The 24,273-nt window shown below is 67.7% G+C and carries 18 protein-coding genes; 12 read left to right on the forward strand and 6 right to left on the reverse strand.

The window, feature by feature from the left end:
• Positions 1–1,617 carry a serine hydrolase gene (locus AC1DOP_RS23530; protein WP_442124159.1) on the forward strand — a complete coding sequence of 539 codons (1,617 nt, stop codon included), beginning with the start codon at positions 1–3 and terminating at the stop codon, positions 1,615–1,617.
• Between the two features lie 3 nt (positions 1,618–1,620).
• Here the strand turns inward: AC1DOP_RS23530 and AC1DOP_RS23535 are convergent, their stop codons facing one another.
• The 3 genes from AC1DOP_RS23535 to AC1DOP_RS23545 form a co-directional block, all read right to left on the reverse strand.
• Positions 1,621–2,550 carry a hypothetical protein gene (locus AC1DOP_RS23535; protein WP_477253683.1) on the reverse strand — a complete coding sequence of 310 codons (930 nt, stop codon included), beginning with the start codon at positions 2,548–2,550 and terminating at the stop codon, positions 1,621–1,623.
• A gap of 2 nt (positions 2,551–2,552) precedes the next feature.
• A complete protein-coding gene (locus AC1DOP_RS23540; protein ID WP_477253685.1) occupies positions 2,553–4,100 on the reverse strand; it encodes a S1C family serine protease in 1,548 nt (515 codons plus the stop codon).
• Between the two features lie 87 nt (positions 4,101–4,187).
• A complete protein-coding gene (locus AC1DOP_RS23545; RefSeq protein WP_477253687.1) occupies positions 4,188–4,964 on the reverse strand; it encodes a class I SAM-dependent methyltransferase in 777 nt (258 codons plus the stop codon).
• A 327-nt stretch (positions 4,965–5,291) separates the two neighbouring features.
• Between AC1DOP_RS23545 and AC1DOP_RS23550 the strand changes: the two genes are divergently transcribed.
• The 10 genes from AC1DOP_RS23550 to AC1DOP_RS23595 all read left to right on the forward strand — a co-directional run bounded on the left by AC1DOP_RS23550 (position 5,292) and on the right by AC1DOP_RS23595 (position 18,406).
• Positions 5,292–6,929 (forward strand): TldD/PmbA family protein, encoded by a 1,638-nt coding sequence (locus AC1DOP_RS23550; RefSeq protein ID WP_477253689.1) that lies wholly within the window; start codon positions 5,292–5,294, stop codon positions 6,927–6,929.
• Positions 6,930–6,946: 17 nt separating this feature from the next.
• On the forward strand, positions 6,947–8,284 hold the full coding sequence (locus tag AC1DOP_RS23555) for a TldD/PmbA family protein (RefSeq protein ID WP_442124164.1): 1,338 nt from the start codon (positions 6,947–6,949) through the stop codon (positions 8,282–8,284).
• A gap of 68 nt (positions 8,285–8,352) precedes the next feature.
• Positions 8,353–9,990: a TldD/PmbA family protein gene (locus tag AC1DOP_RS23560; RefSeq protein ID WP_442124165.1), complete on the forward strand. Its 1,638-nt coding sequence runs from the start codon at positions 8,353–8,355 to the stop codon at positions 9,988–9,990.
• A gap of 12 nt (positions 9,991–10,002) precedes the next feature.
• Positions 10,003–11,340: a TldD/PmbA family protein gene (locus AC1DOP_RS23565; protein WP_442124166.1), complete on the forward strand. Its 1,338-nt coding sequence runs from the start codon at positions 10,003–10,005 to the stop codon at positions 11,338–11,340.
• Between the two features lie 5 nt (positions 11,341–11,345).
• On the forward strand, positions 11,346–11,966 hold the full coding sequence (locus AC1DOP_RS23570) for a DUF4159 domain-containing protein (protein WP_442124167.1): 621 nt from the start codon (positions 11,346–11,348) through the stop codon (positions 11,964–11,966).
• A 3-nt stretch (positions 11,967–11,969) separates the two neighbouring features.
• Positions 11,970–12,965: an AAA family ATPase gene (locus AC1DOP_RS23575; RefSeq protein WP_477253693.1), complete on the forward strand. Its 996-nt coding sequence runs from the start codon at positions 11,970–11,972 to the stop codon at positions 12,963–12,965.
• Entirely contained in the window at positions 12,966–13,871 is a 906-nt protein-coding gene (locus AC1DOP_RS23580) for a DUF58 domain-containing protein (RefSeq protein WP_477253695.1), read from the forward strand.
• Positions 13,868–14,851, forward strand: a complete 984-nt coding sequence (locus AC1DOP_RS23585; RefSeq protein WP_477253697.1) for a BatA domain-containing protein — start codon at positions 13,868–13,870, stop codon at positions 14,849–14,851. The genes AC1DOP_RS23580 and AC1DOP_RS23585 overlap by 4 nt, the downstream gene beginning before the upstream one ends.
• Complete coding sequence (locus AC1DOP_RS23590) at positions 14,835–16,844, forward strand: DUF4175 family protein (protein ID WP_442124171.1); 2,010 nt, start codon at positions 14,835–14,837, stop codon at positions 16,842–16,844. The genes AC1DOP_RS23585 and AC1DOP_RS23590 overlap by 17 nt, the downstream gene beginning before the upstream one ends.
• Positions 16,841–18,406, forward strand: a complete 1,566-nt coding sequence (locus tag AC1DOP_RS23595; protein WP_442124172.1) for a hypothetical protein — start codon at positions 16,841–16,843, stop codon at positions 18,404–18,406. Before AC1DOP_RS23590 ends, AC1DOP_RS23595 begins: the two co-directional genes overlap by 4 nt.
• Here the strand turns inward: AC1DOP_RS23595 and AC1DOP_RS23600 are convergent, their stop codons facing one another.
• On the reverse strand, positions 18,407–20,860 hold the full coding sequence (locus AC1DOP_RS23600) for a TonB-dependent receptor plug domain-containing protein (protein ID WP_442124173.1): 2,454 nt from the start codon (positions 20,858–20,860) through the stop codon (positions 18,407–18,409).
• 187 nt (positions 20,861–21,047) lie between these two features.
• On the opposite strand from AC1DOP_RS23600, the gene AC1DOP_RS23605 reads away from it, so the two are divergent.
• Positions 21,048–22,040 (forward strand): M48 family metallopeptidase, encoded by a 993-nt coding sequence (locus tag AC1DOP_RS23605; protein ID WP_442124174.1) that lies wholly within the window; start codon positions 21,048–21,050, stop codon positions 22,038–22,040.
• On the opposite strand, the gene AC1DOP_RS23610 is transcribed toward AC1DOP_RS23605, so the two are convergent.
• A complete protein-coding gene (locus tag AC1DOP_RS23610; RefSeq protein WP_442124175.1) occupies positions 22,000–22,767 on the reverse strand; it encodes a spermine/spermidine synthase domain-containing protein in 768 nt (255 codons plus the stop codon). The genes AC1DOP_RS23605 and AC1DOP_RS23610 overlap by 41 nt on opposite strands.
• A gap of 138 nt (positions 22,768–22,905) precedes the next feature.
• Complete coding sequence (locus tag AC1DOP_RS23615) at positions 22,906–24,267, reverse strand: sensor histidine kinase (RefSeq protein ID WP_442124176.1); 1,362 nt, start codon at positions 24,265–24,267, stop codon at positions 22,906–22,908.
• Positions 24,268–24,273: the final 6 nt, after the last annotated feature.

Genomic DNA, 24,273 nt, shown 5'->3' on the forward strand with positions numbered 1-24,273 from the left:
ATGAACCGCATCGCAGCAGCCCTCCTGATCGCATTCTCCGGCGCCGCCCTGGCGCAAGTTCCCGCCACCGTCCCGGCTTCCGTGCCCGCCGCCAGCAGCACGGCGCCGCTCCAGCTGAACCACCTCGACGCCGACGTCGAGCGTGTCATGAAGCAGTTCGACGTGCCGGGCATCGCCATCGCCATCGTGAAGGACGGCCAGGTGCTGGCCGCGCGCGGCTTCGGCGTGCGCAAGCTGGGCGCCCCGGAAAAAGTCGACGGCAAGACCCTGTTCGAAGTGGCCTCGAATTCGAAAGCCTTCACGGCCGCGGCGCTGGCGATGCTGGTCGACGAGGGCAAGCTGGCCTGGGACGATCCGGTCACCAAGCACCTGCCTGACTTCCAGATGTACGATGCCTACGTCACCCACGAGATGACGGTGCGCGACCTGCTGACCCACCGCAGCGGCCTGGGCCTGGGCGCCGGCGACCTGCTGTGGTGGCCGACCACCGGCTTCTCGACCGACGAGATCATCCACAAGCTGCGCTTCATTCCGCCGGCGACCAGCTTCCGCAGCAGCTATGCCTACGACAACCTGCTGTACATCGTGGCCGGCAAGATCATCGCGGCGAAGTCCGGCAAGAGCTGGGGCGAGACCATCCGCGAGCGCATCCTGACCCCGGTCGGCATGGCCACCACGACCACCAGCCTGCTCGAGAACGAAGGCAACCCGAACGTCGCCAACGCGCACAGCAAGATCAACGACAAGATCGCCGCCGTGAAGGCGATGCCGGTACCGAACGCGGTCGGCGCGGTCGGCATCAACACCAACGCCGAAGACATCGCGCGCTGGATGAACGTGCTGCTGGCGCAGGGCAAGCTGGGCACCGGCGCCGACGGCAAGGAAACACGCCTGTACAGCGCCAAGCAGGCGCGCGAACTGTGGACCGCGCAGACCCCGATGCGCATCAGCGAGCCGAATCCCAAGCTGGCCGGTACCAAGCCGAACTTCGCGGCCTACGGCCTCGGCTTCCAGCTGCGCGACTACCACGGCAGGCTGCTGGCCATGCACAGCGGCGCGCTGCAGGGCTTCTATTCGAAGGTGGTGCTGGTGCCGGAAGAGAAGCTGGGCATCGCCATCCTCACCAATGCCGAAAGCGGCGGCTCGCTGAACGCGCTGCAGTGGCAGCTGCTGGGCCGCCTCGTGGACCGCGACGACAAGACCGACTGGATCGGCGCCGTCGCCGCCGTCGAGGACGAGATGCACGCCAAGGAAAAGGCGCGCCTGGCCAAGAACAGCGCCGCCCGCGCCGCGAAATCCCAGCCGTCGCTGCCGCGCACCGCCTACGACGGCGACTACCAGGACCCGTGGTACGGCATCGCCACCATCAAGCACGTCGGCGGAAAACAGATCCTGTCGCTGACGCGCACGCCGGACCTGAGCGGGGAAATGGAGCACTTCCAGCACGACACCTTCATCGTGCGCTGGAAGGAGCGCAACTTCAACGCCGATGCCTACGTGACCTTCGCGCTGAACCCGGACGGCAGCATCGAGCGCATGAAGATGCAGCCGATTTCCACCGAGACCGACTTCAGCTATGACTTCCAGGATTTGAACTTTACGCCGGTGAAGAAGTAAGGATCAGATCGGCGGCACCGGATTGAACCCCGAAATCGCCCGATACTTCCCATCGCTGTAGCGCAGTACCTGGCGCTGGTCGATGGCGCTGGGTGGCGCGGCGTGGGATTCGGCGCGGCTGATCGCGCCCTGGTAGCGGATCACGAGGTCGCCCGGCTGCTCGCGCGAGGGCTCGATGCTCCAGTCGCTTTCGATGGCATAGCAGTCGTGGCCGTCGGGCGGGGTGCGGTCGTCGTCCGGGTGGGTGTCCTGCGGGTGCGCCTTGATCAGCGGCTGCAGGCGGCGCATGCAGTCGCCGGTACTGTCGACGTTGATGCCCGACAGCGCCATCTCGACCACCGCTTCGTGGTGCACCGTGCCCTTGTCCAGTTCGTACAGCGACATCCAGGTGCCGCAATAGCCCTGCCAGCAGCTGCCGTATTCCACTGCGATGCCTTGGCGCTGGCCGGACAGCGGCACCGCGCGCACATTGGCCTCGCCGAAGAAGCCGCGCAGCGCGAACACGCCCTGGCGGCCCACGACCTTCCACTGGCCGCCGCTCTGCTCGAACTGGTAGGCGGCCAGCGCCATCGGCGTCGTATGGTTGACCGCGGGCGTGCTGCCTTCTTCCGACGGCACCAGGCCGGCAATCAAGGTCAGGTGCGAGGCATCGGTACGCAGCAGCAGCCGCGGTTCGGCGACTACCCGGTTCGTTCCCGCGGTCCAGCCGCCGTGGCCGGCCTTGCGGGACATGCCGGGCAGGCGCGGCAGGCTGACGGTCACGACCCGTCCCGCCGGGTTGTCGCTCCAGCCCGGGAAGGCCAGCGCCGCCAGCCTCGCCGGCGTCACGCCGGGAGCGGCGTCGGCCGCCGCCTGCGGCGATGCCGCCAGCGCCAGTCCGGTCGCCGGCGCCAGGCCCAGCCAGGCCATCCGCTGCAGGAAGGACGCTCGCATGCTCAGATCTTCTTGCCGTTCCAGATATCCATCATGTCGGCCGATCCCTGGGAACGGATGCCGTTGTCGGACAGGATGCCCTCGGTGGCGGCCACCATCTCCTTGCGCGGCAGGACCATGGTCTCGCCCTCGCGCTGGTCGAAGCGCAGCACCACCATGTCGTCCTTCAGGTCGCGCAGCAGGGCCACCAGGTGGCGCAGGCTGCGCACCGGCACGCCGTTTACCGACTCGACCACCGCGCCCATGCGGTTGCTGTAGCCGGCCACCAGCTTGTGCGGGAAGAAGGGGGAGCTGATCACCACCAGTTCCTCGTGCTGGGCGTCGGGCGAATCGCCGCGGCGCGTGACCAGCGGGCTGGCGTTGAAACTGAAGCCGTTCAGCGCGGCCGCGTTGGCGGCGATGAAGGACAGGTACTCGGCGGTGGCGCGCGTGAACACGATCGGGCCGTACACGAAGTAGGACGGGTAGCCGCCGGCCAGGTCCGGGATCAGGAGCTGGCGCGCGCCGCCAACCGGCACCTGCACCTGCATGGTCTTGCCGCCGCGGACGATGGTCAGCGGCACCTTGCCGTCCTTCGCCACCTGCTGCACGCGGTACTGGAAGCGCACCCGCAGGTTGGGACCCAGCTTGACCATGCCCTGGTTGTCGACCGGGTGCTCGCCGATGCGGGTGATGACGTCCCATTCCTTCAGCGGATAGGCGGCGTCGCTGCGCGCGGGACGGTGCACGACCGCGCCCTCGACCGACCTGTCGAGCTTGAGGTACTGGCGCAGCACCGGATTCTCCAGCGTCTGCACGCTGTCGAGCAGCAGCGGCTTGCCGTCGTAGCGGCCGTCGGCGACGTCGCTCAGGAACAGCTCGATCTCCTCGTTCGGGATCACGTAGCCGATGTTGTTGGCGCCGGCCACGCCGGAGAAGGCCAGGCCGATCATCTTGTCGCCGGCGATCACCGGGCCGCCGCTGTTGCCGGGATTGATCGGGGCGTCGATCTGCACCCGCAGGCCGGCGTTGCCGAAGCCGTAGGGGACGAATTCGACGCGCGAGACGATGCCCTTGGTGATCGACAGCGAGTTGCCGCCGACCGGATAGCCGTAGGCGAACACTTGTTCGCGCACGTCCGGCAGCACGCTGGCGCGCGGCAGCGCCGGATGCTTGTTGAAGTAGGACTCGTCGTCGAGCTTGAGCAGGGCCAGGTCCATCCCGCGCGCCACCGCCACCACCGTGGCGGCGACCTTGTCGCCGTCCTGGCTGGCCTGGATCTCGACCTGGCTGGCGTAGCCGACCACATGGGCATTCGTGAGAATCCGCTTGCCCTCGATGATCACGCCCGAGCCGGTGACGTCCTGCGGCGTGGCCTTGGTCCAGGGTTTATACGGGTCGGGGCGGCGCAAGGTCGAGAAGATCTTGACGACCGAGTTTTCGACGCGAGACGGAATGGCGGATTTGGTCGGTGCGGCCTTCGCATCGAGGTCCTGGGCCTGGACCTGGATCTGGACCATCGTACAGGCGGCGGCAAGCGCTGCGGCGGCAGCGAGTCGGAAAAGTGTCATGCGTCTCTTTGAATCGGAAAGATTGCTGAGCGAATATACACCGTGGCGAAGCGTGAAAGTTCACAAATACTCACCACGGCGTGACATTTACGGTTTGACGAACTTGAGGGTCATGCGGTCGCTTTCGCCGATGGCCTGGTATTTGGCGCGGTCCTCGTCGCGGTTGGCCAGGGTCGGCGGCAGGGCCCACACGCCGCCCTTGTGGTCGGCCTTGTCCTTCGGGTTGGCGTTGATCCCGGATTTCCCAGCCAGCTTGAAGCCGGCGCTTTCGGCCATCCTGATCACATACGACTCATGGATGTAGCCGCTCGTGGCCTTGGCATCCTGCGGCATGGATTCCGGCAGGCGGTGGTCGGTCACGCCCAGCACGCCGCCCGGCTTCAGGCTGGTGTACAGCGCCTTGAACATTTCCTTGACCTTGTCGTCGCCCAGTTCGACGAAGTTGTGCACGTTGCGGAAGGTGAGCACCATGTCGACGCTGTTTGGCGGGGCGAAGTTGTAGATGGCCTTTGGTGGATTGAAGGCGCCCCGCACGACCTTGTCATACACCGCCGGGTTGGACTCCAGCAGCGTCTTGGATATGAGGCCGGCGCCGATCAGCTTGCCGTCCTGGCGCAGGTAGGGCGCCAGGATCTCGGTGTACCAGCCGCCTTCCGGCAGCAATTCGACCACCGTCATGGTTGGCTTGATGCCGAAGAAAGTCAGCGTTTCGTAAGGATGGCGCCAGGTGTCGCGCGCCACGTTGGCGCTTGAGCGGTGGCTGCCGGCGATGGCCGCGCGTAGTTGGGCGTCGTCGGCCTGGTTGGCGGCCAGCGCCGTGCCGGCCAAGCCTGCCAGTACGGCGGCCAGGATGAATCGTTTCATGTCTCGGTCTCCAATGTCGGTGGGGTAGCGGCGCCATGCCGTGCCCTCCGCCGATCATCGGGCAGGCCCTAGTTGTCGTCAAGTAAAGATTGCGTATGTATTAAACCTGTCCGACCGGACACCTGCCGGACACAGGGCGGACGCGGCCCGCGCGGACACCGTCCGCCCTGGCCGCGCTGGCAAGCAGGAACCCAGGCACCTGGCATAAAGATTGCCTATTCAAGAACTTTACTTGCTGCTATGGTTCAGCAGATAAAGAGAAGAAGTAAAGCGCAGCACAACAAGAGCGGTCCGCCCGCCGGACCACTGTCCACCTCAGGAGACGTCATGGAACGCCGTACCTTCCTCAACATCAGCGGCCTGGCTTTCGGCACGATGCTGGTGCCCGTATTCGGCCGCGCGATCGCCGCCGAAGAGCTGCTCAATCCGATGCCGGTCGCGGCCAAGAAGCTGCTGGCCGACACCGCGCTGAACGCCGCCACCAAGGCCGGCGCCAGCTACTGCGACGTGCGCATCGGCCGCTACCTCAACCAGTACGTGATCACTCGCGACCTGAACGTCGAGAACGTGGTCAACACCGAGTCGGCCGGCATCGGCGTGCGCGTGGTCTGCAACGGCGCCTATGGCTTCGCCGCCACCAACGACATGAGCCCGGACGGCGTGGCCGGCGCGGCGCGCCAGGCGGTGGCGATCGCCAAGGCCAACGCCAAGCTGCAGCTTGAACCGGTGCAGCTGGCACCGGTGAAGGGCGTGGGCGAGGTCTCGTGGGCGACGCCGGTACAAAAGGACTGGCGCACGGTGCCGGTCAAGGAGAAGGCCGAACTGCTGATCGCCGCCAACAAGGCCGGCATGGACGGCGGCGCGACCTTCATGAACTCGATGCTGTTCCAGGTGAACCAGCAGAAGTACTTCGCGTCCACCGACGGCTCCTACATCGACCAGGACATCCAGCGCATGTGGGCGCCGCTGACCGCCACCGCGGTCGACAAGGGGACCGGCAAGTTCCGCTCGCGCCAGGGCCTGTCGGCGCCGGTCGGCATGGGCTACGAATACCTGGCCGCGCGCAAGGAAGACAAGATCAAGGCCGCCGGCGGCGTCGCCACCCTGTACACGACATCCTATGACATCGTCGAGGACGCCCGCGCCGCCGGCCGCGACGCCAAGCGCAAGCTGACCGCCAAGAGCGTCACCCCGGGCAAGTACGACCTGGTGCTGTCGCCAGAACACCTGTGGCTGACGATCCACGAATCGGTCGGCCACCCGACGGAACTCGACCGCGTGCTGGGCTACGAGGCCAACTACGCCGGCACCAGCTTCGCCACCCTCGACAAGTGGGAAACGAAGAAATTCAACTACGGTTCGCCGCTGGTGAACATCGTGGCCGACAAGGTCACCCCGGGCTCGCTGGGCGCGGTCGGCTACGACGACGAAGGCGTCAAGTGCAAGCGCTGGGACATCATCAAGGACGGCATCCTGGTGAACTACCAGGCCACGCGCGACCAGGCCCACATCATCGGCGAGAAGGAATCGCACGGCTGCTCCTACGCCGACAGCTGGAGCAACGTGCAGTTCCAGCGCATGCCGAACGTCTCGCTCCAGGCGGGCAAGAAGAGATTGAGCCCGGACGAGATGGTCAAGGACATCAAGAAGGGCATCTACATCGTCGGCGACGGTTCGTTCTCGATCGACCAGCAGCGCTACAACTTCCAGTTCGGCGGCCAGCTGTTCTACGAGATCAACAACGGCAAGATCGGCCAGATGCTGGAAGACGTGGCCTACCAGTCGAATACCCAGGAATTCTGGAATGCCTGCAGCGCGCTGTGCGACGAACGCGACTGGCGCATGGGCGGCTCCTTCTTCGACGGCAAGGGCCAGCCTCCGCAGATCTCCATCGTCTCGCACGGCGCCAGCACCGCGCGCTTCAACGGCATCAACGTCATCAACACCGCCCGCAAGATCGGCTAAGGCAGGGAGCACACCACATGACCATCCTGACCCAGGAACAAACCAAACGCATCTGCGACCGCGTGCTGTCGCTGTCCAAGGCCGACGAATGCAGCGTCACCGTGAACGGCAGCCGCCAGGGCAATATCCGTTTCGCGCGCAACGCCGTCTCCACCGCCGGCCTGGCGGAAGACACCAACATCGCCGTGCAGGTCGCCTTCGGCAAGCGCCAGGGCGTCGCCACCATCAACGAGTTCGACGACAAGTCGCTGGAAAAGGCCGTGCGCCGCGCCGAAGACCTGGCGCGCCTGGCGCCGGAGAATCCGGAATTCATGCCGGCCGTGGCCAAGCAGAACTACCGCGCCTCCGAGACCTTCAACAAGAAGACCGCCGCCATCGATCCGGAATACCGCGCCCAGGCCGCCGCCTATGCGATCGAAGCCTGCCGCAAGAATAAACTGGTGGCCGCCGGCTTCTTCACCGACAGCACCTCGTTCACTTCGGTCGGCAACTCGAACGGCGTCTACGGCCACCAGGACGAGACCGGCCTGGACTTCACCTGCACCGTGCGCACCGAAGACGGCCGCGGTTCGGGCTGGGTCAAGCGCACCGCCACCGACGCCGCCCGCTTCGATCCGCGCGAAGCGGCCGACGTGGCGATCGAGAAGGCGCTGCGCTCGGTCGACGCCAAGGCGCTGGAGCCGGGCCGCTACACCGTGATCCTGGAGCCGGCCGCGACCTCCGACCTGATCGGCTTCATGCTGTCCGGCTTCGACGCCCGCCAGACCGACGAAGGCCGCAGCTTCCTGTCGAAGAAGGGCGGCGCCTCGCGCCTGGGCGACAAGCTGTTCGACAGCCAGGTCAACATCTGGGCCGACCCGTGGAATCCGGACGTGCCGGTGCTGCCCTGGGACACCCAGAACCTGATCGCGCGCGAGCGCATGGATATCATCAAGGACGGCAAGGTCAACGCCCTGAACTATTCGCAGTACTGGGCCAAGAAGAAGGGCGTGAAGCCGACCGCGACGCCGGGCAACATCATCATGGCTGGCACCGACAAGTCGACCCTGGACCTGATCGCCAGCACCAAGAAGGGCATCCTGGTGACCCGCACCTGGTACATCCGCATGGTCGACCCGCAGTCCGTGCTGCTGACCGGCCTGACCCGCGACGGCACCTTCTACATCGAGAACGGCAAGATCAAGTACCCGATCAAGAACTTCCGCTTCAACGAGAGCCCGGTGACCATGCTGAACAACATCGAGGAGATCGGCAAGCCGGTGATCATCGGCGGCGACGAAGCGCCGTTCCAGATGGCGATTCCGCCGATGAAGGTCAGGGATTTCAACTTCACTTCGTTGTCGGACGCGGTGTAAAGCAAGGCCTGCGGCCTCAAAACGTCATTCCCGCTTTCGCGGGAATGACGGGTATTTTTGGAGATTCAATGGAACGCCGTACCTTCCTCACCCTGGCCGCCGGCACCGCCGGCGCGATGCTGGTCCCCGTCTTCGGCAACGCCATCGCCGCCGAAGAGCTGCAAAGCAGCATGCCCCTCAGCCTCAAGAAGGCGCTTGCCGACGCCGCCCTGAACGCGGCCACCCGCGCCGGCGCCAGCTATTGCGACGTGCGCATCGGGCGCTACCTGAACCAGTTCATCAATACCCGCGACCTGACGGTGCAGAGCGTGACGAATACCGAGTCGAGCGGCGTCGGCGTGCGCGTGATCGCCGACGGCGCCTACGGTTTCGCCGCCACCAATGCGATGAATCCGGACGCCGTCGCCAACGCCGCGCGCCAGGCGGTGGCGATCGCGAAGGCCAACGCCAGGCTGCAGCTTGAGCCGGTGCGGCTGGCGCCCGTGAAGGGAGTGGGCGAGGTGGCCTGGGCCACGCCGATCAGGAAGGACTGGCGCACCGTGCCGGTCAAGGAAAAGGCCGAGATGCTGATCGCCGCCAACAAGGCCGGCCTGGACGCCGGCGCCAGCTTCATGACCGCCAACCTGTTCCAGGTGAACCAGCAGAAGTACTTCGCTTCCACCGACGGCTCCTGGATCGACCAGGACATCCACCGCCTGTGGGCGCCGCTGACCGCCACCGCGGTCGACAAGGCGACCGGCAAATTCCGTTCGCGCGCCGGGCTGGCGCCGCCGGTCGGCATGGGTTACGAATACTTCGACGTGCGTCCCGAGCACAAGCTGCAGGCCGCGGGCGGCGTCACCACCCTGTACAAGGGCGGCTACGACATCGTCGAGGAAGCGCGCAACGCCGGCCGCCAGGCGCGCGAGAAGCTGAGCGCGAAGAGCGTCGAGCCGGGCAAGTACGACCTCGTGATCGCGCCGGAAAACCTGTTCCTGACCATCCACGAGTCGGTCGGCCACCCGACGGAGCTGGACCGCGTGCTGGGCTACGAGGCCAACTACGCCGGCACCAGCTTCTGCACGCTGGACAAGTGGGAGACCCGCAAATTCAAGTTCGGCGCGGACAAGGTCAACTTCTTCGCCGACAAGAGCACGCCGGGCTCGCTGGGCGCGGTCGGCTACGACGACGAGGGCGTGCAGCCGAAGCGCTGGGACATCATCAAGGACGGCATCCTGGTGAACTACCAGGCCACGCGCGACCAGGCCCACATCATCGGCGAAAAGGAGTCGCACGGCTGCTCCTACGCCGACAGCTGGAGCAAGGTGCAGTTCCAGCGCATGCCGAACGTCTCGCTGGCGCCGGGCAAAGAACGCCTCACGCCGGACGAGATGGTCAAGGACGTCAAGAAGGGCATCTACATCCTCGGCCGCGGTTCCTATTCGATCGACCAGCAGCGCTACAACTTCCAGTTCGGCGGCCAGCTCTACTACGAGATCAAGGACGGCAAGATCGGCCCCATGCTGGAAGACGTGGCCTACCAGTCGAACACCCAGGAATTCTGGAACGCCTGCAGCGCCATCTGCGACGAGCGCGACTGGCGCATGAGCGGCTCCTTCTTCGACGGCAAGGGCCAGCCGAGCCAGGTCAGCGCGGTCTCGCACGGCGCATCGACGACCCGTTTCAACGGCGTCAAAGTGATCAACACCGGTCGCAAGATCGGATAAGAAGGGACGGACATGAAACACCTGAACCAGGATGAGGCCAAGCGCATCTGCGACCGTGTGCTGTCCTTCTCGAAGGCCGACGAATGCAGCGTCGCCATCAACGGCAGCCGCCAGGGCAATATCCGCTTCGCGCGCAACAGCGTCTCCACGGCCGGCCTGAACGAAGACCAGCGCTTGACCGTCACCGTCGCCTTCGGCAAGCGCCAGGGCACCGCATCCGTCAACGAATTCGACGCCAAGTCGCTCGAGCAGGCCGTGCGCCGCGCCGAGGACACCGCGCGCCTGGCGCCAGAGAATCCGGAATACATGCCGCTGCCGGACAAGCAGGCCTTCAAGGCGAGCGGCGAATACTTCGCGCCGACCGCCGCAATCGATCCGGACTACCGCGCCGAGGTGGCCTCGCACGCGATCCTGGCGGGCCGCAAGAACAAGCTGGTCACCGCCGGCTTCTTCCTCGATACCACCGGCATCGAGACCATCGCCAATTCGAAAGGCCTGTTCGGGCACCGCGAATTCACCCGCCTCGGCTTCACCTGCACCGCGCGCACCGAGGATGGCCGCGGTTCCGGCTGGGTGACCCGAACGGCCAGCGACGCCAAACGCTTCGATGCGCGCGAGGCGGTCGACGTCGCCATGGAAAAGGCCCTGCGTTCGGTCGACGCCAGGGCGCTGGAGCCGGGCCGCTACACCGTGATCCTGGAGCCGGCCGCGGCTTCCGAGCTGGTGGGCCGCATGTTCGGCGGCTTCGGTGCGCGCCAGGCCGACGAGGGCCGCAGCTTCCTGGCGAAGAAGGGCGGCGGCAACCGCCTGGGCGAAAAGCTGTTCGACGAACAGGTCAACGTCTGGTCCGACCCCTGGGACCAGGACGTGCCGGTCAGCCCCTGGGACAGCGGCTCGATGCTGGCGCGCCAGCGCCGCGACCTGATCAAGGACGGCAAGGTCGCCAATCTCGAATACTCGCGCTACTGGGCCCAGAAACAGGGCCAGGCGCCGACCGCGCGCGCCGGCAACATGATCATGGCCGGCGGCGGCAAGTCGCTCGAGGAGCTGATCGCCAGCACGAAGAAGGGCGTGGTGGTCACCCGCACCTGGTACATCCGCATGGTCGATCCGCAATCGCTGCTGCTGACCGGCCTGACGCGCGACGGCACCTTCTACGTCGAGAATGGCAGGATCAAGTACCCGATCAAAAACTTCCGCTTCAACGAAAGCCCGGTCGCCATGCTCAACAACGTCGAGGAGCTGGGCAAGCCGGTGATCGTCGGCGGTGAAGAGGTGTCGTACCAGATGGTGATCCCGCCGATGCGGCTGCGGGACTTCAACTTCAGCTCCCTGTCCGACGCGGTTTAGGTTTCGTGGCCAATTACGACTTCTACTTCACGCGCCTGATGTACGAGTCGGGCGACTGGGACGTGGACATCCGCATGCCCAGCAACGTGCTCAACTCGCTGGTCGAATACACGACCCTGCGGGTGGATCCGGCCGAGCGCGTGATCGCCCTGTCGGACCCGAAGATGTTGCAGGCGCCGTTCTGCTACCTGGCCGGGCACAAGCTGGTGCAGTTCACGCCCGCCGAGCGCCGCAACTTCGAGCGCTACGTGAAGGGAGGCGGTTTCGTCTTCGTGGACGACTGCAACCACGACATCGATGGCCTGTTCGCCAAGTCCTTCGAAGCGGAACTGGCGAAGATGTTCGGCCCGAAGGCCCTGAAGAAGATCCCGAATACGCACCGCTTGTATTCCAGCTTCTTCAAGTTCGACGGCCCGCCGAACACCGCGGTGGAACTGAACGGCTGGGGCGACGACCTGGTCCACGAATACCTGCGCGCCATCGAGGTCAATGGCCGCATCGGCGTGCTGTATTCGAACAAGGACTACGGCTGCGAGTGGGACTACGACTTCCGCAACAAGCGCTGGCTGGCGGTCGACAACACCCGCTTTGCGGTCAATATCATTCAATACGCGTTGGGAGCATAGCAAGTGGCTGAAGCTGCATGGACTGAGAACGAGATCGCGGATCTGGTCGCGAAAGTCGACGACCTGAAACGGAGCATGGGGCAGGTGATCATCGGCCAGAAGGACGTGATCGAGCTGCTGGTGACCTGCCTGCTGGCCGGCGGCCACGCGCTGGTCGAGGGCGTGCCGGGCCTCGGCAAGACCCTGCTCGTCAAATCGCTGGCCCAGGCCACCGACATGCAGTTCCGGCGCGTGCAGTTCACGCCCGACCTGATGCCGTCGGATATCGTCGGCACCGAGATCCTCGAAGAAGACCAGGCCACGCGCCAGCGCGTGTTCCGTTTCCAGCAGGGACCCGTGTTCACCCAGGTGCTGCTGGCCGACGAGATCAACCGCGCACCGCCGAAGACCCAGTCGGCCCTGCTGGAAGCGATGCAGGAACGCTCCGTCACCTTCGCCGGCCAGACGCACAAGCTGCCGAAACCCTTCTTCGTGCTGGCGACCCAGAACCCGATCGAGCAGGCCGGCACCTATCCGCTGCCGGAAGCCCAGCTCGACCGCTTCCTGTTGCGCATCGACGTCGGCTACCCGACCGAGATTGAGGAGATCGCGATGGTCGGCGCCACAACGCACGCTGGCCTGCGCGACGCCGAGCCCGCGATGACGCTGGAAACCCTGCTGCGTCTGCAGCAACTGGTGCGCGACATCGAAATCGCCAATCCCATGTTGCGCTACGCGACCCGGCTGGTGCGCGCGACCCGTCCGGCGGAGTCGCCGGTCGAGGCGATCCGCAAGCACATCGGCTGGGGTGCCGGTCCGCGCGCCGGCCAGGCGCTGGTACTGGCATCGAAGGCGCGCGCCTTGATGCACGGCCGCCTGGCGGTCACCCGCGAAGACATCGGGGCCATGCTGCTGCCGGTGCTGGCCCACCGCGTGCTGCGCAATTTCGAGGCGGAAGCGGACGGCATCCTGATCGCCGACGTGCTGGCGGCGCTGCCCAACGAAGTACGGATCGACTAAGTGGCTGGATTGGCGAGCGCCGCGCTGGCGGCGCACACGGGCAAGCTCGATCTCGCGATCCGTCACGTGCTGGCGGGGCTCGGGCACGGCATCCACGCCGGGCGCGAGCGCGGCGCCGGCGTCGAGTTCTCCGAGTACCGGGCCTATGCGCCGGGGGACGAGTGGCGCCGCGTCGACTGGAAGCTGATGGCGCGCGCCGACCGGTATTATGTGCGCGAGGCCGAGCGCGACAGCCACGTCGCCGTCTGGCTGGTGCTGGACGCCACCGCCTCGATGCTGGAGCCGAGCCGCAGCATCGAGGGACTGGATAAGCTGGGCTATGCACGCCTGCTGCTGGGCTGCGTGGGCGCGATCGCGCAGCGCCAGGGCGATGCGTTCGGCCTGCTCGTCTGCCAGGGCGAGCGCGCCCACTTCACCCCGGCCGCGCGCGGGCCGCGCCAGCTGCAGCGCGTGCTGTCCCAGCTGGAGCGCCTGGATGCCGCCGGCACGCTGCCCGGCAGCGAAGTGCTGCGCGCCAGCCTGCATTTCGCGCGCTCGCCCAGCGTGGTCTGCGTGGCCGGCGATTTCCTGGAATGGCCTTCGCCGCTGTCGGAGGCGATGGTCCGCCTGCGCAGCATGCGCCACGATGTGCGGGCGCTGTGCCTGCAGACCGAGGCCGAGATCGCGGCAAGCTTCGATACCCGCCAGGCCTGGCGCGACCCGGAAGGGGACGGCAAGCTGTTCCGCTTCGGATCCGAGGTACGGGACGGCTATGCGCGCCGGCGCGACGACCACTTCGCCATGGTCGCCCAGCAGTGCCGCTCGCACGACATCCCCTATGTGGCGGCGCCGATCGAGCGCGCGCCGGGCGAGGTCTTGCGCGCATGGCTGCAGGCTAAGCTGAATGCGCGGGGAGGACGCGCATGAACAACCTCTGGTGGTGGGCGCTGCCGGTACTGCTGCTGCCGATCCTGTGGCACCGGCAGAAGCGCGAACAGACGCGTGCGCTGCCGCTGGCGACGGCGCGCTTCCTGCCGGTCTCGAAGCCGGTGCAACTGCGCGTGTGGCGCTGGGAAGAGGTGCTGCTCCTGATCCTGCGCTGCCTGTTGCTGCTGGCCTTGATTGCGCTGCTGGCCGACCCCGTGCTGCCCTGGCGCGGCGACAGCGTGCTGGTGGTGCCCGGCGCCGATCCGGCCTTCGTCGACCGGCAGGCGCGCGCGGCAGGCCTGGCGGATGCGCGCCGCATCGACTTGCCCGGACGCGAGGGTTACCGCTGGCTGCACGAGCACGAGCGCGAATTCAAGCCGCAGGCGCGCCTGCTGCTGGTCGGCGACGTGGCGATGCCTGCCGCGCTGCCGCGCCTGCGCCACCCGCTTACGGTGCGTTCCCAGGCCACGCCGGTGGCGCCGCTCGAACGGCACGTGGCCGTGTACAGCCGCCGCGCGGACGAATGGCGCACGCTGTTCGGTGCGCTCGGCGGCGCGAAGCGCTACGTGATCGACGAGCAGGCAGGCCCCGGAACCGGACTGGTGATCTGGGACTTGCCGGAGCCGCCGCCGGCCGGCTTGCGCGCGCCGCTGTGGTGGGTGGCGGACACCGCAGCCTTCCCCGAACTGGACAAGGCGCCGCAGGCCGACGGCCTGCATTACCTGGACAGCCGGCGCGGGCGCCTGTGGAGCGCGGCCTGGCTGCCGCCGCGGGACGCCGCCGCCGCGCGCACCATGTTCGAGACCTGGCAGCGCCTGCATGTCGGCGTCCGGTCGTACACCGCCCCGGCCCAGGCGCCCGCCGTCGATGCGCGCGCGCCGGCCGGCCCGGCCGGCGGCGCCCTGCGCGACATGCTGGCCGCGGCGCTGCTGGTCCTGTTCGCCCTGGAGAGGATGGTGACCCATGTCCGCCGGCGCTGACATCTTCGCGCGCCTGATCGGTCCGATCTGGCGCGCCGCCCTGCTGCGCCGCGCCGGCCTGTGGATCGCGGGCGCGCTGCCCTGGCTGCTGCTGCGCTCCGGCCCCGGCCTGCTGGCCTGGTCGGCGTTCTGCGCCTGGGACGGCCTGCGGCTGCAGCGCCGCGTTGCCCACGGCTGGGTCGCCTGGCTGGACGGCGCGCTGCCGGAAATGGAAGACAGCGCCGCGCTGCTGCTGCATGCCGATTCGCCGGTGGCGCAACTGCAGCGCCAGCGCCTGCTGGGCCGCATCGAGGCCAGCCTGACGGCTGCGCGCATCCGCGCCATCGTGCGCGAGCACGTATCGTTCGGCTTGCCCTGGCTGGCTGGCAGCCTGGCGCTGGCGGCACTGGCCTGGGGTGCAAGCTTCCTGCCGCAAGGCGTCCAACCTGCCGCCGCCGGTCTGCCGGGTGCGCAAGCCGGCGCCGCCGCGCCGGCCGCCGCCGCCTTGATCGTGAAACTCACGCCGCCGCGCTACACGGGCGTGGAGACATCGAGCTCGGCCCCGCGCGACCTGCAGGCGCCGGAACAGACCGTGGTCGAGTGGTGCCTGAAGCAGCCCGCGGCCGGCGTGCTCGAGACCATCGAGCTGAGCGATGGCCAGGCCCTGCAGCTGGGGGCGGAATGCGCGCGCTGGACCGCCACCGAATCCATCTTCTGGCGCTGGCGCGGCGCCCGCTACACGCTGAAGGTGCTGCCGGACCAGGCGCCGGAAATCGTGGTGACCCAGCCGAACGAGATCATCAAGGAACTGGCGCGCGACGCCAGCCAGGCGGCGATGGCGGTATCGGTGCGCGACGACTACCAGGTGAAGCAGGCCACCCTGCACCTGACCCTGGCGCGCGGCAGCGGCGAAAACATCCGCTTCAGCGACCGCGAGCTGCCGATTCCGCCAGGGCCCGATCCGCGCCGGCGCGACTGGAGCAAGCACTGGGCCCTGAGCGAACTTGGCATGGAACCCGGCGACGAGCTCTACTTTTTCGTCCGCGCCACCGACAACGCGGCCAGGCCGCATACCGTGCAGTCGCCGACCTACACGCTGCGCCTGCCGGCGCCGCCGCAGGACGAGGACCAGGACGTCTCGGCGCTGCCGGTGATGGTCAAGCCGGAGAGCCTGCGCAGCCAGCGCCAGATCATCATCGACACCGAACAGCTGATTGCCGACATGCGCGTCAAGAAAATCGACGCCGCCACCGTGCGCGAGCGCAGCGAGACCATCGCCGCCGACCAGGGCGCGCTGCGGCGCCGCTACGGCCAGTTCCTGGGCGAGGAGTCGACCCTGTTCGGCAAGGACGATCACGACGATGATCACGGCAGTGAGCACGGCAGCGGCCATGGCAAGCCGCAGGACGTGCTGCACGAGTTCGGCCACGCCCACGACCAGGCCGAGAACGCGACTCTGTTCGACGAGGCGACCAAGAAGATCCTGCGGCGCGCGCTGTCCGCGATGTGGGATGCCGAGAACGCGCTGCGCGCCATCACCCCGAAGACGGCGCTGCCGCCGGAACACAAGGCGCTCGACGCGATCAAGGAATTGCAGCAGTCCGAACGCATCTACCTGCACAAGACGGCGTTCGCGCCGCCGCCGATCAAGGAGGACAAGCGCATGACGGGCGACATGGCGGGCGCCGCCAGCAGCAAACGCGAACAGTCGGGGGCGCCCGATGGCGTGCCGGCCGAGCTGCGCGAGCTGGTGCGGGCGCTGGCCGGCGACGGTCCGCTCCCAAGCCTGTGGACCCGCACCGCCCACGACTGGGTGCGCGAGCGCATCGCCGCCGACGAGCAGCGCCTGGCCGCCCAGCGCGCGATCCAGGACGTGGCCGACGGCTGCCTGGCCTGCCGCCCGGTGCTGCGCGCCTGGCTGCGCGGCGCCGTGCATGAGGCGAAGGTAAGGCTGCAGGCCACGCCGAAGGTCGAGACGCCGTTCGAGCGCGCCGCGCGGGGAGGTGTGCGATGAACTGGATGAGCATTGCCGCTCTCGTGCTCGGGCTGGCCGGCGCCTTCATTTACGCCGCACGGCGACGCTGGATCGATGCCGTACTGGCCGCCGTGGCAGGTGTCGCGCTGGCCGCCACGGTCGGCAGCTTCGCGCTGCCCGGCGAGGCGGGCAGCACGCTGGCCTTGTCCGCGTCCGAGCCGCCGGCCTCGCTGGAGGGCGTGCGCAGCCTGAAGCTGGAAGGCGACGGCCTGCGCGCCGCCGAATGGGAAGACCTGCCGGCGCGGCCGCTCGCCTGGAGCGTGCCGGCCACGCCCACCGTCCGCCTCGACTTCCCGCGCACGATCGCGCTGGGCCGCATCTTCACGCTGCGCCTGGAGCGCTCCTGGCAGGGACCGGGCCGGCTGCAGCTGCTGGCCGAGAACGGCGAGGTGCTGGCCGAGAGCAAGGGCGAGGGCGTGCTGTCCGTGCAGTGGCTGCCGCCGCTGGCCGAGCGCCTGGTCCTGAGCGCGCGTCTGCTGGATGCGAACGGCAAGACGGTCGACCAGGGACCGGTGCCGGTCACCGTGACGGAGCCGGCGCCGCTGCAGGTGCGCGGACGTTTCGGCGCGCCATCCTTCGACCTGCGCACCCTGGACGACCTGCTGGCCGCCAGCAATGCCGTGATCGACTGGCAGGTCGAGCTGGGCAAGAACCTGCGCCGCAGCGAAAGCGCGCGCACCGGGATGAAGGCGCCCGATCTCGAGATCGTCGACGCCGCCTGGTTCGAACGCGCCGGAGAAGCCGGCCGCGCGGCCTTGCTGGCGCGGGTTGCCGAGGGCGCGCCGCTGCTGGTGCTGGGTGCGAATGCGAACGACGCCGGCGTCTGGTCGCGCGGCATCGGCCTGCGCCTGGCGCCGCAGCCGGCCGACCGCAGCATCGGCGCCCGTTTGCCGATGACCTCGGGCGGCCTGAATCCGGCCATTGGGCGCGCCGCCGAGTGGCAGGGCGAGGACGGCCTCTGGACCCGCGACTGGCACAAGGGCCGTATCGCCTGGCTGGGCGTGGGCGGCTGGCACCGTCACGCGATCGAGGAGCCGCGCGCGCTGGCGCTGTGGTGGCAGGACGTGCTCGACCGCCTGCGCGTGCGGCGTGACGATGACCTGGCCTGGCTGGACCCGGGCGAGCTGCCGCTGCCGGAGCGGCGCCTGGAAGTGTGCGCACGGGGCGAGGCCCTGGCGAAGTCGGCGTCGCTGGACTTTCCGGCGCTGGCGCTCACGCTGCCCTGGCAGCGCCGCCTGGAGCGCGTCGACGCCGCCTGCGTGGCGGTGTGGCCGAAGCAGCCCGGCTGGCTGGGCATGACGGCGCAGGCGCAGGGCGGCCGCGCGCTGGAGAACGCGGTGTATGTGTACGCGGAGCGCGACTGGACGCTGTGGCAGCGCGCCCAGCGCCGCGAGGCCACCGCGCGCTATGCGGCCCGTACGCCGGCGCCGGCAACGGGCGCGCAGTCGACAGGCAAGCCATTGCGCACGCTGCCGGCCTGGCCTTTCGGCCTGGTGTTCGCGCTGGCCATGCTGGGCCTGTGGTGGCGCGAACGGCGCTGATCAGAAGTTGTAGTCGGCCCTGGCGTACAGCGAGCGCCCGTTGATCCCGAACGGGCAGGTCTCCCAGCAATAGGTGAAACCCATCTGAGGGAAGGGGGCGGCCTTGACCGGGTCCCAGCGGCTCGGGTAGGTGTCGAACACATTGTTCACACCGACGCTCAGGGCCAGGGCCTTGCTGAAGGCGTAGCGCCCGCTCAGGTCCAGCAGCCATTTCGCGTCCCAGGTCTGCACATAGGGTGCGGTGAAGCCCTGACCGGCCACTTCGCCGTAGTAGTTGGCGCGCGCGTTCAGGTTCCACGGTCCGCTCGTGAAGTCGGCCACCACCACGTGGTGCCGGCGCGGCTGGCCGCGTTCGATCAGCGTGACCTGGGCGTCGTCGAACAACTGGGTGCCGGTCAATACCTTCGACGAGGACTTGCGCGAGTCGACGGAGGTACGATTGAAGCCGAGCTGGCCGGACAGCACCAGGGTGCCGTCGGCGAATCCGCGCAGGGTGCGCTCGGCGATCAGGTCGAGGCCGCGCGTGGTCGTGCCGATCGCATTCGTGAAGAACTGGGCCTGGCCGACGCGCAGCGGATCCAGCACCGCCTTGATCGGGCAGGCGGAGGCAGTCCGGCAGGGGCCGCTCTCGGGCGAGATGGTGCTGGAGAAGACAATGCGGTCGGCGATGCGGGTGCGCCAGGCGTCGGCGGTGAACGAGAAGCCGGGAGCGGGGCGCAGCACCAGGCCGGCGCTGGCGCTGCGCGAGGTTTCTTCCTTCAGCGGCGCGATGCCCAGCGCGCGAGTCACCGGACTGCCCTCGCGCGCGGTGAGGGTCTCGGTCAGCACGCCGGCGCCGTTCAGGTTGGTCGAGACCGAGCTGTAGAACTTCTGCTGCACGCCGGGCGCACGGAAGCCGGTCGAGACGCTGGCGCGCAGGCCGAGCTGGCGGCTCGGATCGTAGCGCAGCGCCAGCTTGCCGGTGGTGGTGCCGCCGAAGTCGGAATACCGCTCATGGCGCAGCGCGGCCGCCAGCGTGAGCGGCAGCGCGAACCTGTGTTCGGCATCGAGGTAGATCGCGCTGTTGTGGCGCGCCTCGTTCACTTCGGTCGCCGGGGTATAGCCGGGGAAGCCCTGGATGCCGGCCGCCGCCAGATGGCCGGTCTGGTCGAGGATGCGGATCGCCGGGTTGTTGGTGCGGCCGTACTGGTAGGACACCGGATCGCCGGCCACGATCTGGTAGCCGTCGCGCCGGTATTCGAGGCCGGCGGCCAGCTGCAGCGCCATGCCCGCCAAGGTCAGCGGGCCGCGCAGGTCGAGGTTGACGGTAGTCTGGGTGAAGCGCAGCTTGCCGGTATCGGCTTCGAGCGGCGACTCGTTGAAGTCGGCGCAGCTGCATTTCGGTTCGTACCAGTAGCTGACGTTGATCGAGTTCCGTTCGTGGAAGGCGAGCTCGCTGCGGCCGTGGTTGACGCTGGCGTCGAGGTTCCAGCCGGCGCCGAGGCCGCGGCGGAAGCCGACCGCCAGCGAGGCGTCGCTGACCCTGGTCAGGATGTTCGGCAGGAAGCCGTTCGGGTAGACCGCGGGGACGTTGCGTCCATCTTCCTTCGGCCGGAAGAAGCCGGCGGCGTCGCCAGTGCGGCGCGAGACGCCGCCGAAGGCATACAGTTCGCCGTCGCTGCTACCGACCGGCAGCATGGCATTGGTCCACAGATAGGCATCCCTGGCCAGCGAATCGCCGATGCGCTGGGTCACGCGCGGCGGATTCACGCGCAGGGTGTCCAGACCGGCGCGATTGGTCTCGCCGCGGCGCCGGCTCTCGACGGCAAGGTTCAGGTAGCCGCCCGAGGACCCCAGCGCCCAGCCGTGGCTTTCGCCGACGCCGATGGTGTCGCCGTCGCCTTTCGAGGTGGTGCCGCCGGCAACGCTCAGCTGGCCGCCCGGGCCCTGCTTGAGCACGATATTGATCACGCCGGCGATCGCGTCCGAGCCGTACTGGGCGGCGGCACCGTCGCGCAGCACCTCGATGCGCTGGATCGCCGACAGCGGGATCGCATTGATGTCGGTGCCGGCCGAGCCGCGGCCGATGGTCTGCTGGACGTTGACCAGGGCCTGCTGGTGTCGCCGCTTGCCGTTGACCAGCACCAGCAACTGGTCCGGGCCCAGGCCGCGCAGGGTGGCGGGCCGGATGATGTCGGTGCCGTCGCTGATGAAGGTGGTGGTGAAGTTGAACGAGGGGTCCAGCTCCTGCAGCACCTTGCCCAGCTCCGGCGTGCCGGCCGACTGCAGGTCCTTCTGGTCGATCAGGCCGACCGGGACCGCGGTGTCGAGCGCGCTCTTGGCATTGGTGCGCGAGCCGATCACGACCACGGTGGCGGTGGCGTCCCCGCTTGCGGAGGCTTGCTGGGCCCCGGCGGGAGGGATGGCGGCCAGGATGGCGGAGGCGAGCAAACTGCGATGGCGTTGCTTGGTCATATTCCCCTCTGATGAGTCTGGTTGACAGCTCATCTTGCTTGGGGGAATGCGGAGCGCCGTTGATCGTGCGCAACTCCATGTCTGTCCTGTGGCAGAACCGTGAGATAGGTACAACAAGCTCATATCGCCGGGGCGAAAACTGGCCTTGAATGTGCCTCTTTCTTAACGACAAGAAGGGTGGGCAATCATGAACCTGGTATATCGTAACGAAGAGCGGCTGTTTCGCCTGATGCTGGTCTGGTCCCTGCTGGTCTGGGGCGTGCTTCTGCTCATTACCTTCGGACTGGCGCTGGTCTATCTGCTGTTCGGCTTCCTTTTCTATTGCGTCGCGCAGTCCGCCCTGATTTCCTACATCAAGGGCAATGGGGTACGCATCACCGAAGAACAATTTCCAGACCTGAAGCAGCAGATCTCGGCCTGCTGCCGCAAGCTGGGCCTGGACGAGGAGCCGCAGGCCTACCTGATGCAGATGGGCGGCATGCTCAACGCCTTCGCCACCCGCTTCCTCGGCCGCCATTTTCTTGTGCTGTACTCGGACGTGGTCGACGGCCTGGCGGACAATCCGGACGCGCTGAATTTCTATATCGGCCACGAGATCGGCCACATCAAGCGCAAGCACCTGCACTGGGCGACGATCCTGATGCCGGCCTCGGCGCTGCCGCTGATCGGCCCGGCCTATTCACGCGCCCGCGAATACACCTGCGACCGCCATGGCCTGGCCGCCTGCGACAATCCGCAGAATGCCGAGCATGGCCTGGCCGTGCTGGCCGCCGGCGGCAAGCGCGCGCGGATGATGAACCGCCGCGCCTACGTCGACCAGGCCGGCCAGACCGAAGGTTTCTGGATGTCCTTCCACGAGCTGGTCGGCGACTATCCCTGGCTGGTCAAGCGCATGGCGGCGGTGCGTGCGCTGGCGGCCGGGCACGAGTTGCGCCAGCCGCCGCGCAGCAAGCTGGCGGGCCTCCTGGCCCTGTTCGTGCCGCGTACCGGCATCGGCGGCGGCGCCGCGGCGATCGTCCCCATCGTCATGATCGCCGTGATGGCGGCGGTGGCGATCCCGGCCTACAAGGACTACCAGCGGAAAGCGCAGGAGGCCGCCGCGATACGGGCCATGCTGAGCAGTGTCGAGCAGAGCAGCGTCAGTCCTGGCGATCCCGCATCCACTCCTTCAGACCGTTGACCCAGTCCCTGGCCGGCAGGTTGTAGCGCCGCTTGATGTCGGCCGCGCGTTCGTACAGGACCGCGAAATCGATCTGCGGCGCGTCCTTGAAGGCGATGACGACGATGTTGGCGTCGTGAACCTCGGGCAGCCAGACCACGGCGTCGAAGGCCAGCTCCATTGCCTGCAGGTTCTTGTCATAGTTGATGAAGTCGCCGAACACGTTGGCGGTCATCACGCCGCCGTCAACCAGGCAGTCGGCGCAGGCCTGGTAGAACTCGGGGGTATCGAGCACCGGGCCGCGCGCCTCTTCGTCGTACAGGTCGACCTGCAGCACGTCGAGGGTGCCGTGGCTGGCCGGGTCCATCACGAAATCGAGGGCGTCCATCTCGCGCACGTCCAGGCGGGCGTCGTTCGGCGGCAGGCCGAAATAGTCGCGGCAGATCGCGATCACGTTCGGATTCAGTTCGGCGGCAGCCACCCGCGCCGCCGGGAATTTCTGGTAGCAGAACTTGGTGAGCGCGGCGCTGCCCAGGCCCAGCTGCGCGATGCGGCGCGGCTGCTGCACGAACAGCATCCACATCATCATCATCTGCACGTATTCGAGTTCGATCGCATCCGGCCGATTGAGCCGCATCGCGCCCTGCACCCAGGAGGTACCCAGGTGAAGGGAACGGACGCCTTCGAATTCGGTGATGGTGGCGGGCGGATGGCCGGGCTGGGAAAAACGGGGATCCTGAGCAGGCATGAAGACTTTCAAAATTCGGGGTCAGAGCGCATTTATTTTAGCAGTTGAGGCGAACATGGCAGGATCGTCGCGCATGTTTTGCCGAACTGTTCGCAAATCGCGCCGGGGCGCTGGGGAAATGTGCTCTGACCCCGAATTTCAGGCAGGGCCCGGACCGACCGGAAGGATCATGGTGACGGCCAGCCCGCCGCCTTCGCGGTTGGCGAGCGTGATGCGGCCGCCGTGGGCTTCGGCGATTTCGCGGGCCAGCGCCAGGCCCAGGCCGGTGCCGCTGCGCTTGGTGGAGTAGAAGGGCACCAGGGCGTTGGTCAGCACGGCGTCGTTCATGCCGCTACCGCGGTCGAGTACGTCGATGCGGATCACGTCCTGGACGCGGCGGATCTGCAGTTCCACGTGGTCCGGCCAGGAGCCCGATTCGTGGGCGTTCTTGAGCAGGTTGAGCAGGGCCTGCTCCATTTGCGCGGTGTCGATCCGGGCCGGTTCGGGCGGCAGTTCGCCGATCACGCGGAACTTGACCTGGCCGGCCAGGCGCGCCACCAGCGCGTCCCAGGGCACGGCCTCGATGCGCGGCGTCGGCAGCTTGGCGAAGCGGGCGTAGCCGAGGATGAAGCTTTCCAGGTGGCGCGTGCGCTCGCCGATCGTCTCGAGGATCTGCGGCAGGCGCTCGGTCTGGCCGCGCCGCACCAGCTCCGCGCCCGAGTTCGCGAGCGAGGCCAGCGGGGCCAGGGAATTGTTCAGTTCATGGCTGATGACGCGGATGACCTTCTTCCAGGTCTGCACTTCCTGCCGGCGCAGCTCGGTGGTCAGCTGGCGCAGCAGCAGCAGTTCGTGCTTGCGGCCGTTCAGGCTGAAATTGCGGCGCGCAAGGTGATAGACCTCCTCGTCCTCGCCTTCGCCGGCGGTGAACAGGCCGTCGCCGCCGCGCCCCAGGGCTTCGATCAGGGCCGGTGCCGCCTGCTGCAGCACCTCGTTCAGCGCATGTCCTTCGAGCTTGCGTCCGCCGGACAGCAGCTGGCGCGCGGCCAGGTTGGCGTAGACGACGGTGAGCCCGGCCTGCTCGCCGCGGTTGGCCAGCTCGGTCACCAGCAGCATGGCCACCGGGGTGTTCTGCACCATGGTATCGAGCAGCAGCTCGCGCTGCACGAGGTCGAGGCGCTGTTCGCGCAGCACCTCGCCGAGGGCATTGTGGGCGCTGATCAGGTCGGCCAGTTCGTCGTTCTGGCCCCAGTGCAGGCTGAAGGAAAAGTCGCCGTCGCGGTAGCTCGCCACCGTGCCTTCGAGGGCGCGGAACAGCGACAGGATGGGCTGGATCTGCGAGCGGATGGTGATCAGGGCGATCGGCACCACGCACACCAGGCAGATCCCGAGCACGGCCAGCGGCTGGCCGGGCAGCAGGTGGTCGAGGGCCAGCGCGATCAGGATCCCGACCGCCAGCAGCGTGCCGACCAGGGCCGACCAGCGCGTGGCGAGCGAGAGCCTGAAGCGCTTGCCTGAACTCATGTGACG

This window comes from Massilia sp. 01N410 (assembly GCF_056399665.1).

Excerpts from the sequence above, each read along its gene's own strand:
- AC1DOP_RS23530 (WP_442124159.1), top strand. The coding sequence starts at position 1 with ATGAACCGCATCGCAGCAGCCCTCCTGATCGCATTCTCCGGCGCCGCC.
- AC1DOP_RS23535 (WP_477253683.1), bottom strand. The coding sequence starts at position 2,550 with ATGCGAGCGTCCTTCCTGCAGCGGATGGCCTGGCTGGGCCTGGCGCCG.
- AC1DOP_RS23540 (WP_477253685.1), bottom strand. The coding sequence starts at position 4,100 with ATGACACTTTTCCGACTCGCTGCCGCCGCAGCGCTTGCCGCCGCCTGT.
- AC1DOP_RS23545 (WP_477253687.1), bottom strand. The coding sequence starts at position 4,964 with ATGAAACGATTCATCCTGGCCGCCGTACTGGCAGGCTTGGCCGGCACG.
- AC1DOP_RS23550 (WP_477253689.1), top strand. The coding sequence starts at position 5,292 with ATGGAACGCCGTACCTTCCTCAACATCAGCGGCCTGGCTTTCGGCACG.
- AC1DOP_RS23555 (WP_442124164.1), top strand. The coding sequence starts at position 6,947 with ATGACCATCCTGACCCAGGAACAAACCAAACGCATCTGCGACCGCGTG.
- AC1DOP_RS23560 (WP_442124165.1), top strand. The coding sequence starts at position 8,353 with ATGGAACGCCGTACCTTCCTCACCCTGGCCGCCGGCACCGCCGGCGCG.
- AC1DOP_RS23565 (WP_442124166.1), top strand. The coding sequence starts at position 10,003 with ATGAAACACCTGAACCAGGATGAGGCCAAGCGCATCTGCGACCGTGTG.
- AC1DOP_RS23585 (WP_477253697.1), top strand. The coding sequence starts at position 13,868 with ATGAACAACCTCTGGTGGTGGGCGCTGCCGGTACTGCTGCTGCCGATC.
- AC1DOP_RS23590 (WP_442124171.1), top strand. The coding sequence starts at position 14,835 with ATGTCCGCCGGCGCTGACATCTTCGCGCGCCTGATCGGTCCGATCTGG.
- AC1DOP_RS23595 (WP_442124172.1), top strand. The coding sequence starts at position 16,841 with ATGAACTGGATGAGCATTGCCGCTCTCGTGCTCGGGCTGGCCGGCGCC.
- AC1DOP_RS23600 (WP_442124173.1), bottom strand. The coding sequence starts at position 20,860 with ATGACCAAGCAACGCCATCGCAGTTTGCTCGCCTCCGCCATCCTGGCC.
- AC1DOP_RS23605 (WP_442124174.1), top strand. The coding sequence starts at position 21,048 with ATGAACCTGGTATATCGTAACGAAGAGCGGCTGTTTCGCCTGATGCTG.
- AC1DOP_RS23610 (WP_442124175.1), bottom strand. The coding sequence starts at position 22,767 with ATGCCTGCTCAGGATCCCCGTTTTTCCCAGCCCGGCCATCCGCCCGCC.
- AC1DOP_RS23615 (WP_442124176.1), bottom strand. The coding sequence starts at position 24,267 with ATGAGTTCAGGCAAGCGCTTCAGGCTCTCGCTCGCCACGCGCTGGTCG.